This is a genomic window from Pleomorphochaeta naphthae, from assembly GCF_055396005.1.
In genome coordinates, this window is sequence record NZ_AP042457.1 from 742,154 (window position 1) to 755,904 (window position 13,751).

Here is a 13,751-nt window from a genome sequence, read left to right on the forward strand (position 1 = left end):
ATAAAATATAAAGGATTGTTTTCGTTAATGGAAAACAATCCTTTTTGTGTTATTAGTAAATATGTTTTTTAGTTAAAAAATGCATTAATGTCATCTTCTACAGAACCAATCCCCGCAATACCGAAGTTTTCAACTAAAACTTTAGCTACATTTGGAGATAAGAATCCAGGTAGAGTAGGTCCTAAATGAATATCTTTAACGCCTAAATATAATAATGCTAAGAGTACAATAACAGCCTTTTGTTCATACCAAGCAATATTATAAATTATAGGTAATTCATTAACATCGTTTAGTTCAAAGATTTCTTTTAGTTTAAGAGCGATTAAAGCTAAAGAATAAGAGTCATTACATTGACCTGCATCTAAAACTCTTGGGACTCCGCCAATATCACCTAGGTTTAATTTATTATATCTATATTTCGCACAACCAGCTGTTAAGATAACAGTATCTTTTGGTAGAGCTTGAGCAAAATCAGTGTAATAACTTCTTGATTTTTGTCTACCATCACAACCTGCCATAACTACAAACTTTTTAATAGCACCTGATTTAACTGCATCAACTACAGTATCAGCTAGAGCAAAAACTTGTTCATGAGCAAATCCGCCGATAATTTCTCCTGTTTCTAATTCTTCAGGTGGAGCACATTTTTGAGCTAATTTAATAATTTGAGTAAAATCTTTTTCACTAGCATTAGCACCATAAATATGTTTACAACCTGCATAACCAGCTGCACCAGTTGTGAACATCTTATCTTTATAAGAATCTTTAGGAGGAACAATACAGTTAGTTGTCATTAAGATAGGGCCATTGAATTTTTCAAATTCTTCTTTTTGTTTCCACCATGCATTACCATAGTTACCAACGAGATTATCATATTTCTTAAATTCAGGATAATAGTGTACAGGAAGCATTTCACCATGAGTATATACATCAACTCCAGTTCCTTTTGTTTGTTCAAGAAGTTTTTCAATATCACCAAGATCATGGCCAGAAACTAAGATACCTGGACGATTTCTAACACCAATATTAACTTTTGTAATTTCAGGATTACCATAAGTTTTAGTATTTGCAGTATCTAATAAAGCCATGCCATCAACACCACATTTACCTGTTTCTAATGTTAAAGCAACTAATTGATCAACTGTCAAACTGTCATCGAGTAATTTTGCAAGAGTGTCTTGGATGAAAATATCAATATCTTCGTTTTCAAAACCTAAAGCATTAGCATGTTCAACATAAGCTGCAACACCTTTGAGCCCGTAGGTAATCATTTCTCTCAAGGAGCGAACATCTTCATCTCCAGTGGCCAATACTCCAACTTTTTCACTCTTTGCTTTAGAAGTAATTTGATCAATAGTTGTCAAATTGAAAGTAGCTGCATCATGAAGATTAGTAGAATCTGATAGTTGTTTTTTCAGCTTATCTCTTAAATTGATTGTTTCTAAAATTCTAGCAACAAACACATCATCATCAAAGTTAGCATTTGTAATAGTTGTAAACAAATTAACAGTGACATAATGATTTATTACAGTGTCAACTTTCTTACCTTCAGCTCTTAGTTTTGTAGTAACAACACTTAAGCCTTTTGTAGCATAAATAAGTAAATCTTGTAAAATCGCAGTGTTTGAAGATTTTCCACATACACCTCTTACAGTACAACCCTTGTTACCAGCTGTTTCTTGACATTGGAAACAAAACATTTCTGATTTCATATTATTTCTCCTTGTTGAAATATTATTCATTTAATATTTATAAATGAACAATAACATTATAGCATATATATTTCTGTTGCATTAGCAACGAATTATATAAATATTTGAAATGTTTTTAATTTTTTAAAAATAGTATTTAGAATTAAAATCTGTTATAATAAAAAAAACTGATAAAATAGTTAAAAAAGACAAAGATTGGTAAAAATAATGAAAAAATGTTTAAAAATGTTGGCTTTATTCAACAAGAGAGCTAAACTTCTTTTCCTAAAAGGCCACACTAAATTTCAAATTTTAAGTGAGTTAAAACTCTTTCTTGATTTAATAGACGAAGATAGTTTAACTAAAATTGATTTTGATAATAATATTTTCAATAATGAAGATAAAGATTTTAATATAAATAGAAAAATTGATTTCCATAGTTGTGAGAATTTATTTTTTAATGAAGACTTTGACAGTAAATTTATAGATATAAATGATACTTGCAAAAATGTAGATTTTAATGATTTAGAAGAATTATCCCTTATTGATGAATTTTTAGACAATCAAAGAATAGCTGAGATAAATGACATAACCTTGTCTACAGCTTTATCAATTTATGGAAAACTAAGCAATAATAAAACACTTACAAAAGAAAATTATTTAAATTCAATCAATACAATGCTTGAAGATGTAGTTAATAAAATAACAAGTACAAAACAAAGTATATTATTTACTTGCGAAACTGCGTTTGTGAATTTAGATTATTCTATTTCAAATGTATCAGATAGGATAGAAATCTATCAAGATGTGATAATTTTAATTTGCAAATTGAGTGAACTATATAATTTTGAAACCGAAGTTCTTATAGAATATTTAGATTTATATCTTTCAAAATTAGCAAAAGATATACTATATCTAAACGATATGGATAATTTTTTCGAAGTAACAAAAGTTATATATACAAATATAGAATTTAATGAATTTTATATATTTTTGCCATTTTTTTTAGAATATTTTTCACCATCTTATATACAAAGTTTACTTAAAAATATGGAAGAAGATTTATTTTTTAAGAAAGATGAAAACTTCCAAATTATGAAAATTTTTTTATTATTTAATAGTGCTGATTTTTTCACATATCATAAATTTTTGAGTGAAGATACTTCTCTCTCTGAATTTGAATATAATTTATCCTTATTAGAATTCGCTATAAATTATAGTAGCAAAGAATATATAGAATTTTATTGGAGTAAAATTAGATATAACCAACAAAATGTAATTGGAAATAATGAGATTATAGCTGATATCACTGATATAGTAGATAACTTTGATAGAATTATTACTTTAACTAATCATTTAAAGAATATAAACAAAGATAATATATCAAAAAGACTTGTAGAAATAGAGAAAGTTAATTTTTTAAGTAGAAGTGCTTATAGTTGTGCTCTAAATAGAATATTTTATTATTATTTTGATTTAAATAGTTTTAATTTTTATTTCTTATTAATCTTATTAAATTTAGGTTTATATGATAAAGCATCTATTTATTTTTATCACAATATTAATTATATTGAATGGGAGAATGTAGATTTAGAAGAAATATTTATGAATTCAAATCTTTTATTTTTAATAAACTGTTTTGATTTCGCTTCTGAATTTTTGTTTAGATTATATAAACATTTAAAACATGATAAAAATTCTAAGAACTCTCCTTTATTAAAATATGTATTATTAGAGTTATCAATTTTACAAAACCTTATGATACCTTTAATTAATGATACAAGTTGGGATAATGTGATAGACTCTTAGATTAATATAAGGAAAAAAGATGAATAAGCCAATTATTGCAACAGTAAAAGATCTCAAAATTGGGAAAGGCTATCCTATATCAATTCAAACAATGTACGACAGTCCAATTCCTAGAAATATAAAAGATTTAGATGACCTATTAGCAAGAATGAATGGACTATCTTTAATGGGATGTGATTTGATGAGATTTTCATATCCTACAGATGATGATAGAAAATCTTTTACATATCTTAACCAAAAATCTAGTATGCCTTTAGTAGCTGATATCCATTTTGATTTTAAAATGGCAATAGCAGCACTAGAGTGTGGGTTTAGTAAAATTAGAATTAATCCAGGGAATATTGGTGCAAGATGGAAAGTTGACGAAGTTGTTAGGGCAGCAAAAGATAATGGAGCAGCAATAAGGATAGGATTAAATTCAGGTTCTTTGCCTAAAGGGTTAGGAGATCATACAACTATTATGGTCGACAATGCTTTAAAATATTTAGAATGGTTTGAAGAATTAGATTTTTATAATACAGTAGTGTCTTTAAAATCTACAAATCTAGAAGAAACTCGTATAGCAAATGAACAATTTGCACAGAAAAGTAATTACCCTCTCCACATAGGAGTTACTGAGGCTGGTTCTGTTGTTTCTTCAGTTGCAAGATCAACATGGGTATTAGGAAACTTAATTAAAAAAGGTATTGGCGATACTATGAGAATATCAATAACTGGAAACATTGAAGATGAAGTATTTGCTGGTGTTGAAATATTAAGAACTTTGGGATTAAGAGATACTGGTGTTAGGATTATTAGCTGTCCTAGATGTGGACGAAATTCATTTGATTCGATAGGATTCTTAAAAGAAATTGAGCCTGACTTATTAAAGTTGAAAAAAAACATCTCAGTTGCAATTATGGGATGCCAAGTAAATGGGCCAGGAGAAGCAAAAGAAGCTGATTTTGCTATTACCGGAATAGGTAATAAAGTTTTCTTATATAAAAAAGGAAAACTAAGCTTAGAAGTAAGTGTTCAAGACGCAAAAAAAGCATTATTAGAGGCAATTAATGGGGAATAATAAATTAATTATTAAAGGTGCTAGTGAGCATAACTTAAAATCAATTGATTTAACATTAGATAAAGATAAATTAATAGTTGTAAGTGGATTAAGTGGGAGTGGTAAAAGTTCTTTAGCTTTTGACACAATATTTGCAGAAGGGCAGAGAAGATATGTTGAAAGCTTATCAGCCTATGCGAGACAATTTTTAGGAAGATTAGAAAAGCCTGCTGTAGAGTATATAGAAGGGCTTTCTCCTTCTATTGCGATAGAGCAAAAATCTACGAACAAAAATCCCAGATCAATAGTGGGCACAATTACGGAAATTTATGATTATTATAGACTCTTATGGGCAAGGATTGGAAAACCATATTGTCCTGTCTGTAAAAGAGAAATTACAGAAATGAGCATAGATCAAATAATTGATGCAATTTATTCTTATGAAGAAAATACAAGATTGATAATTAGTGCACCAGTTGCTCGAGGAAGAAAAGGAGAATATAAAAAAGTATTTGAAGATGCAAGAAATGCTGGTTTCCAAAGAGCAAAGATAGATAATAAAATGTGCATGTTAGAAGATATCGATCAAGTAGATAAGAACTTTAAACATGATATTGATATTATAGTAGATAGATTAATTTTAAATAAAGAAAATAGAACTAGGTTATCTGATTCTTTAGAAACAGCAATAGAGATGACCAATGGCTTAGTTAAAGTTACATTTCTTACAAGAGAAGATGGAGAAACGCTTGAGAGAGATGAAGTTTACTCTCAAAGAAATAGTTGTCCTCATTGTGGAATAACATTTGCTGATTTAGAACCTAGGTTATTTTCTTTTAATAATCCTTACGGAGCTTGTCCCACCTGTAAAGGCCTAGGTATAGTAAGTGAATTTGATTTAGATTTAATAATTCCAGATCCTTCTTTGAGTATAAATGAACATGGGATAAAGACACATAATCCACAAGCAAATTGGAACAAAGCATTATTTAATTCTCTTTCAACAGCTCTTAATTTTTCATTAGATACACCAATAGAAAAATTACCTAAGAAAATTTTAAATATAATATTATATGGATATAATAAAGAGATACCAATAAATTATGATAATGGAATAAATTCGAAACAAATCGTCTATAAAAAATATGAAGGAGTTTTAAAAGAATTACAGAGAAGATATTACCAAACCACTAGTATGCATATGAAAGCTTGGTATGATTCATATAAATCTCACAAAACTTGTCCAACATGTAAGGGAAAAAGACTTAGAGAAGATGCCTTAAATGTATTAGTAGGCAATAAAAACATTATGGAAGTTACTTCCCTTTCAATAAAAGATAGTCTATTATTTTTTAAAAATTTAAAATTAAATGAAACAGAGAGTAAAATAGCAAAAGAGATATTAAAAGAAATTAATAACCGTTTATCCTTTTTAGATAATGTAGGTTTATCATATTTAACTCTAGATAGAAATAGTGGAACATTAAGTGGAGGGGAAGCTCAAAGAATTAGATTAGCTACTCAAATAGGTTCAGCATTAACAGGAGTTATGTACGTTTTAGATGAGCCTTCAATTGGACTACATCAAAAAGATAATGAGAAATTAATAAATTCATTAAAGAAACTTAGAGATATAGGAAATACCTTAATCGTAGTCGAACATGATGAGGCGACCATTAGGGAAGCTGATTATGTAGTTGATTTAGGTCCAGGTGCGGGAGTTCATGGTGGATATATAATAGCTGAAGGAACTCCTTCAGAAATTGAAAAAAATCCTAAATCCATAACAGGCCAGTTTTTATCTAAGAGACAACAAATAGAAATTCCAAAAAAAAGAAGAAAAGGAAATGGAAAGAAGATTAGGATAGAAGGTGCAAGTAAAAACAATTTATTAAGCATTGATGTTGATATTCCATTAGGTAAATTAGTAGTTATAACAGGTGTATCTGGAAGTGGTAAATCAACATTGCTAAATGAAATTGTTGTTCCATCTTTAAAAAGGAAATTAAATGGTAAAAACTTTAATTATGATGGATATACAAAGATAACAGGATATGAAAATATAGATAAGTTAATAAATATAGATCAAAGCCCAATAGGACGAACACCAAGGTCAAATCCTGCAACGTATGTTGGAGCATTTACTCCCATAAGAGAATTATTTGCATCTTTGCCAGAATCAAAAGCAAGAGGTTATAAAAGTGGAAGATTTTCATTTAATGTAGCAGGAGGAAGGTGTGAAAATTGTAATGGTGATGGGAATATAAAAATTGAGATGCATTTTTTACCTGATGTTTTTGTTAAATGTGATGTTTGCCATGGTAAAAGATACAATACTGAAACTTTATCTATTAGGTACAAAGGTAAAAATATTTATGATGTACTAGAGATGACTGTTGAAGAAGCAAAAGAATTTTTTAAACCATTTAATAAAATAAGAAGAAAATTAGAGACTTTAGATAGTGTAGGTTTAGGTTATTTAAAATTAGGACAGAGTGCTTTAACACTAAGTGGTGGAGAAGCACAAAGGGTAAAATTATCTTTAGAGTTATCTAAAACAAATACTGGAAAGACATTATACATTTTAGATGAGCCTACCACAGGTCTTCATTTTGCTGATGTAAAATTATTAGTGAAAGTTATCAATAGACTAGTAGATAACGGAAATACCGTTGTATTAATTGAACATAATTTAGATGTAATAAAGACAGCAGATCACATAATAGATTTAGGTCCAGATGGAGGAGATGGAGGAGGAATGGTAGTTGCTACAGGAACTCCGGAAGAAGTTGCAAAAAATGTAAAATCTTACACAGGACAATTTTTAAAACCTATGTTAGAGTAAACTATGAAGAAAACCATATTTCTACTACTAATATTTTTTTTCTTTTTAAATTCAATTGTCGCTAGTAATCTATCCTTAATCAGTTTAGATGATGCTAGTGACAAAGAATTAGAATTAATGTGTGCAATTAGAAATTTAGATTGTCCATCTTCTAGAGAAGGAAAAATATCTATTTTAAAAGAAGCCTTAGAAAGTGAGAGCACTGTAGAAAAAGCTACAGTTAGAGAATATGAAAAAAATCAAATAGATCAAGTTACCTTTAAAATAACGAATGCTAATTCTATGAAAAAAATATCAGATATTAGTGAATTAATAATATTATCTGGAAATGTTATATTAGAATTTAGCCAAGAGGGAGAAACTAAACAATTAACAGCAGAGAATATTGTAATAGATCTAGATAATTCGAAATTAGTAGCTCTTGGAAACGTAGTATTTTCTATGGGAGAAGAAAATAACACAATAATATCACAAGATATAAGTGGGCAAATAGTAACTTTAAATTGGGATACAAATATAGTATTAGTAACTGATGGTAGTGTTTTTACAGAGAGAGAAAACAGTGAAAATGAGACCGTAATATTAAATGCTACCTCTTCTTTAATAACTTTAAATAGTATAAATAATTCTTTAATACTTAAAGATGGGTTTATAACGACAAATCCTGATACAGCTTATTCATCAATTAGTGCAAGTAAAATAGCCATTTTAAATCATGGAGACATGTATTTAGAAAATGCTAAAGTATCAATAGGTAGGGTTCCAATTTTATATTTACCATATTTTTATTCACCTGGGGCTACCATGATAGGAAATCCTTCCATAGGTTATAACTCTACAAGAGGGCTTTTTGTAAATACAACCTTTGAGATTTTAGGTAAATATCCAGATTTTAAAACAACAGATTCAAACAGTTTTACATCATTACTTCAAACAGAAGACAATCAAGATACCTTTGCTTCATCACTAATATATGATTCAGAAGAGTCAGAGTCGAAATTGCAACAATGGGCTATGGAAACGGATAGTTATTTCACATTATTATTAGATGCATATGAATCAACACCTAATTCTATTGATGATGAAGATAACGGTAGTGTTGTTTTAGGCTATGCTTCACAGTTCAATTTAATAAATAATTCCTTACAAATTAAATCTACAGCATTAACAAGTTTTGCAAGCGATGGGATTAGTGGGGATTTAACATCTTACACAGATTATCCAATATTTAGGTATGATACGAAATTAGAAGCCTCTTTAGAATTTGAGTCAGGGGATTTGAATATATCAATGCCAGTTATTTCTGACCCATACGTTAGAGAGTCTTATGGGAACCGTTTATCTACATTTAGTATAGACGCTTTGTGGAGTGATTTATCTTTTCCAACGACATATTCTTCAGATATTACAAGTTACAGTTGGACAGTAGATGGAAGCTTTGACTTAAGTCCTGAAAATCTCTCTCCATATATAGACAGCTTCAAAATTACAAGTATAAAAGCAAATATTGATTATGAGTGGGAAAAAGAAGATGGAAGTTATTCATATATAATTGATGAAATGACACTTCCCTATTTAACTTCTACCATTTCAGGGACATTAGTAAAATTAACAAATAAAAGTGATGAAGAAGAGAAAGAAGAAAATAATGAAATAAAAGAAGATAATGAAATAAAAGAAAATAATGAAATAAAAGAAGAAGAAAATATCAGTAATGAAGATTTGACTTTATTAAATTTATTATATAAATCGAATGTTAAAAAGGAGAGTGTAAGTGATGAATCATCATATTATGAATTAACATATAATCTTAAGAATACATTCTATTATACTGATTCAGATGAAAAAGATATATATAATAAATCATATTTAACACTCTCAAATGATTTACAAATAGATCCTGATAAATTTGCCTTTGAAAATACTAATTCTTTTAATTATATATATAATGATAATTTTGATGACTATAATTTAAAATCATTTGATGTATTAACGAAAAATATTATTCAATTGCCCTTTTTGAACCTTTCATATTATTTTAATACAAGATTATATAAATACAGTTATACAGATGATTCAGAAAGTGTTGAAGAAGAAGTATATAATTTTGAATTCAGTGATGATTATATAACAAAACATGAAATTGAATGGTCTAAAGCGTATAAAATAAAAGATTTAACAATTACACCTTCATTAAACTTTCAATTACCTCCTTTAGATCTAGAATTTCAGCCATCTCTTCAATTGGATTATCGAGATATAGAGAATGAAACAGTATTCACTTTTGATGTAGATTCATCAACATTTGAGTTAACTCAAATTGATGATTATTTAAATTATTCATTTAATAATTTTTCATTTGATTTTGATTTAACTTATGATGTAGAAGATAGTAAAACATCAAGTAGATTTTTAGATTCATTAATTTTAGAATCAGATGTTGTTTACAATAATAAAAATAAAAATCAATATTTTTCTTATACAAGTAAATATTATGGATTATACGATGACTCGATTGAGAATTATTTTAGTACTTTGTTATTCACATACAAGAATGATTTTTTAGTTAGTAAGTTAAATTTTTATACCTCTGATTCTCAAGTAGAATTGGATTATTTTAAAAATACCTTTTCTTTAAATGATTATACAAAATATTGGTGGAAAAATAGGATTGGGTTAAAGTTAAGTTTAGATACTACTTTCAATTACAGTTTTTCTGATAAGTATTCAACTTATTTGAGTTTAACAGGAGATTTATCATTTAAGATAGCAGAGTTTTTATCATTAGATCTTTCAATAACCACATCAAACTATGGGTTCTATACATATTATAACGATGATGATACTTTTAATTTTAGTGAAATGTTCTCAGATTTATTATCATCATTTGACATTTTTGGAGATGGAATATATTCAACACAGTTTAATTTAGAAGAGATTTCCTTAGATTTAGTACATATGATGGATGACTGGGATTTGCATTGCAAATACAATGGATCCGTTGTATTATCTAACTATACTTATCAATGGGTACCAACTCTCTCGATTTTCTTACAATGGAATTCACTTCCAGAGTTGAAAATAGATCAAAGTTTTACCGATGATGGAGACGGCTGGGATTACAGTTCATAAAATGGATATAGAATGGTAAAAAATATAGTAGTTGAAGATTTATCGAAATTAAGGATCATTTGTGGAGCAAATGATCGAAATGTAACATATATAGAAATTTTGATGGGAATTGAAATTCTAACAAAAGGAAACACTTTATTCGTTGAAGATGAGGATGAAACTAAATTAGCAATATTTAGTTCTTTGATAAAAAAACTTGAAATGTTAATTGTAAATGAAAATCAGATTATTAGCGAAAGTGAAATTTTCATGGAATATCAAAGTGTAATTAATTCTCCAAATTTGCAAGATAATTTAGCTGAAAATTCTTTATTTGAAGATTATAATCTTATAAGTGTAAATAATAAAACAATTTTTTCTAAATCGATTAACCAAAGCAGATTTATAAAAATGATGAATGAAAATCAAATTTCTTTTGCAATTGGTCCAGCTGGAACAGGTAAAACTTTCCTTGCCATAGCTTATGCACTTTCACAAATAACAAGTGGACAAAAACAAAAACTAATATTAACAAGGCCTGTTGTAGAGGCTGGAGAAAATTTAGGGTTCTTACCAGGGACACTGAGTGAAAAAATAAGTCCTTATGTAAGACCATTATACGATGCAATGGAGTGGATGTTGCCACCATCTATAATAAACAAATTAGAAGCAAATGGTTTAATAGAAGTTGCTCCTTTAGCATATATGAGGGGAAGGTCATTGCACAATAGTATAGTGATTTTAGATGAAGCACAAAATACAACAATTGAACAAATGAAAATGTTTTTAACGAGAATAGGAGAAAATTCAAAATCAATAATTACTGGTGATATCACACAAGTAGACTTGCCTAGAGGGCAAAGGAGTGGGTTAGTCCATGCTAGTCAAATCCTTAGAGATATTGATGGGATGGGTTTTGTCCATTTCACATCTAGAGATGTAGTTAGAGCAAAAATTGTCCAAAAGATTATAGATGCATATAATAGGGATAATGATAATGGGTAAGAAAGATACTTTTTTTAATAAAATAAGACCAAACCAAGAAGAGTTAAATATAAAAAATGCAATTTTATTTTGCTTTCTTTCTTTAGTTATTGTTGCAATTATGATAATAATGCCATATTTAGTTGCTGGCAATTTGTCAGGTACTCATATAAATTCTGAAACACTTCAAATTAGGCAATTAGCTCCTGAAGATTTATATGTAAAAAGAGCTTTTGAATATGTAGATGAAAAAGCTACAGAAGAAAAAAAAGAATTAGCATTAACAAAAGTTTATCCAATTTTTACATTTGATGTATCTAATACATATGATATTACTCGAAGAATATTAAACTTTAATCAAAATATAGATGATGATAATATTTCAGGGTTGCTTGATTTATTAGTATCTTTAAGCCCTAATGAAAAAGAAATATTTAAAAAAGATTATTTAGGACTTACAGAACCTGAGAAACATATATTAGGATCTTGGGTTTTTGAGATATCAAAGGATATAATAAAATCCGGGTATTATGATAAAAATGAATTATCTCTCTTAGAAACGGAAGATGTTAAAAAAATATCTCTAAGAGGAGTTTTAAACGATTTTTACAGTGTAGAACAAGTAGAAAATTCTAAAATATTAGCAATAGATTCATTAGTAACAACAGAAAATTTAGAACAAATAGTAGATTCATATTTAGAGTTAGAAAACAGCGATGCTTTAAATTCAAACACAGCAAGGTTGCTTTATTTGTCTGTAAAAGGTTTGTTAGAATCGAATGTTCATTATGATTCTTTACTTACAGAACTAGCGAAAAAAGAAGCAATAAACAATATAAACGACGTTGTTGTCTATGTGCCGGCAGGACAAAAAATCTTAAGTAAAGATACGATAATTAGTGAAAGTGATTTAGAATTATTAAAACAAGTAGAGGCTCATAGTGCTATTTTCTCTAATACACAAATTATAGCTCGATTAATTTTAATAATAGTTATATCAGCATTTTCTTTATATTGGTTTTGGACAAGAAGCTCATATACTTTTAGAAGAGTACAATTTACTTATATATATTTGATATTAATGATAATAACACTAATATTTTCTGTACTAATTACATATTACAGTTCAAAATTAAATATTACAGTCTTACCACCGGCTCTTCCAGTATTATTCGGAACATTCTTTTTGAGAAATATAACAGGAAAAAAACGATTTGGCTTTTTATTTACAATACAATATGCATTGTATTCAACTTTATTTCCTGTATCAACCTTTTTCTCATTTTTCTATTTGTCTGCTATAGGAATAAGCTTTTTATACATAATAGTTTATGATAAAAATAGATTGAGAAGAATACAAAGTTTGTTTATTGGATTAGCAATAGCAATCTCTATGACAATAATTTTGTATGCTATTCAAGGATATCCTTTTGATGATTTATTGATTTCTATAGGTTTGGTAAGTTTGAACACTTTAATATGTTTTTTACTAGAGAGACTTTTTTTACCAGTTGTTGATAGTGCTTTAAATATTCCAACAGTTTTTAGATTAGAAGAATTAAGAAATATAGATCAAAAGTTAATAACAAAGTTAAAAATGAATGCTCAAGGTACATATAATCATAGTATAAATGTTTCAGAGCTAGCATATGAAGCTGCAAAAGCAATTAATGCAAATGCTGAGTTATGTAGAGTAGCAGCACTTTATCATGATGTGGGTAAATTAGACCACCCAGAGTATTTTACTGAAAACCAGGAAGATGGCGTTAATAAACACGATGAATTATCTCCATCGATGAGTGGGTCAATAATTCGCTCTCATGTTAAATTAGGTGTAGATGCATGTAAAGCGGCAGCCTTACCTCAAGAAATTATTGATATAGTAAGTGAACATCATGGAAATGATTTAATACAATATTTTTATCATGAAGCTATGAAAGACAGTAGTGATAATCCATTTAATAGAGTAGTTCCAACTGATTATTGTTATACAGGTAATCCCCCAAGATCAAAAGAAAGTGCAATAGTAATGATTGCAGATAGTGTAGAAGCAGCTTCTCATTCTCAAAAAACAAGTGCACAAAAAGTTGGCCGTTTAATTTCAATGATAGTTAGACAAAAATTAGACCATGGACAATTAGATGATAGCCATTTGGATTTAAGTGAATTGAAAATAATAGAACAATCTTTAGAAAATTCTTTAGTTGGGAAATTACATACCCGAATTAAGTATCCAAACGAGGAAGAAAAATCAAATATCAAAGAATAGTAA

7 protein-coding genes are annotated in these 13,751 nt (G+C 28.2%); 6 read left to right on the forward strand and 1 reads right to left on the reverse strand.

Features of this window, described 5'->3' with window-relative positions:
- Positions 1–68 precede the first annotated feature (68 nt).
- Positions 69–1,712, reverse strand: coding sequence for a hydroxylamine reductase (hcp, locus tag ACZ5SO_RS03475; RefSeq protein WP_464626808.1), 1,644 nt, complete (start codon positions 1,710–1,712; stop codon positions 69–71).
- Between the two features lie 207 nt (positions 1,713–1,919).
- On the opposite strand from hcp, the gene ACZ5SO_RS03480 reads away from it, so the two are divergent.
- Genes ACZ5SO_RS03480 through ACZ5SO_RS03505 form a run of 6 tightly spaced genes read left to right on the forward strand, consistent with a single transcriptional unit; the run spans position 1,920 to position 13,748 of the window.
- Positions 1,920–3,500, forward strand: coding sequence for a hypothetical protein (locus tag ACZ5SO_RS03480; RefSeq protein ID WP_464626809.1), 1,581 nt, complete (start codon positions 1,920–1,922; stop codon positions 3,498–3,500).
- 19 nt (positions 3,501–3,519) lie between these two features.
- Positions 3,520–4,560 carry a (E)-4-hydroxy-3-methylbut-2-enyl-diphosphate synthase gene (gene ispG / locus ACZ5SO_RS03485; protein ID WP_464626810.1) on the forward strand — a complete coding sequence of 347 codons (1,041 nt, stop codon included), beginning with the start codon at positions 3,520–3,522 and terminating at the stop codon, positions 4,558–4,560.
- A complete protein-coding gene (gene uvrA / locus ACZ5SO_RS03490; protein ID WP_464626812.1) occupies positions 4,550–7,384 on the forward strand; it encodes an excinuclease ABC subunit UvrA in 2,835 nt (944 codons plus the stop codon). The genes ispG and uvrA overlap by 11 nt, the downstream gene beginning before the upstream one ends.
- A 3-nt stretch (positions 7,385–7,387) precedes the next feature.
- Positions 7,388–10,516, forward strand: a complete 3,129-nt coding sequence (locus tag ACZ5SO_RS03495) for a hypothetical protein (protein WP_464626813.1) — start codon at positions 7,388–7,390, stop codon at positions 10,514–10,516.
- A 12-nt stretch (positions 10,517–10,528) separates the two neighbouring features.
- The gene (locus tag ACZ5SO_RS03500) at positions 10,529–11,500 is read left to right on the forward strand and encodes a PhoH family protein (protein WP_464626814.1); all 972 of its coding nucleotides are present in this window, start codon (positions 10,529–10,531) and stop codon (positions 11,498–11,500) included.
- On the forward strand, positions 11,493–13,748 hold the full coding sequence (locus tag ACZ5SO_RS03505; RefSeq protein WP_464626816.1) for an HDIG domain-containing metalloprotein: 2,256 nt from the start codon (positions 11,493–11,495) through the stop codon (positions 13,746–13,748). Before ACZ5SO_RS03500 ends, ACZ5SO_RS03505 begins: the two co-directional genes overlap by 8 nt.
- The last annotated feature ends 3 nt before the right edge of the window (positions 13,749–13,751 follow it).

Excerpts from the sequence above, each read along its gene's own strand:
- ACZ5SO_RS03495 (WP_464626813.1), top strand. The coding sequence starts at position 7,388 with ATGAAGAAAACCATATTTCTACTACTAATATTTTTTTTCTTTTTAAAT.
- uvrA (WP_464626812.1), top strand. The coding sequence starts at position 4,550 with ATGGGGAATAATAAATTAATTATTAAAGGTGCTAGTGAGCATAACTTA.
- ACZ5SO_RS03480 (WP_464626809.1), top strand. The coding sequence starts at position 1,920 with ATGAAAAAATGTTTAAAAATGTTGGCTTTATTCAACAAGAGAGCTAAA.
- hcp (WP_464626808.1), bottom strand. The coding sequence starts at position 1,712 with ATGAAATCAGAAATGTTTTGTTTCCAATGTCAAGAAACAGCTGGTAAC.
- ispG (WP_464626810.1), top strand. The coding sequence starts at position 3,520 with ATGAATAAGCCAATTATTGCAACAGTAAAAGATCTCAAAATTGGGAAA.
- ACZ5SO_RS03505 (WP_464626816.1), top strand. The coding sequence starts at position 11,493 with ATGGGTAAGAAAGATACTTTTTTTAATAAAATAAGACCAAACCAAGAA.
- ACZ5SO_RS03500 (WP_464626814.1), top strand. The coding sequence starts at position 10,529 with ATGGTAAAAAATATAGTAGTTGAAGATTTATCGAAATTAAGGATCATT.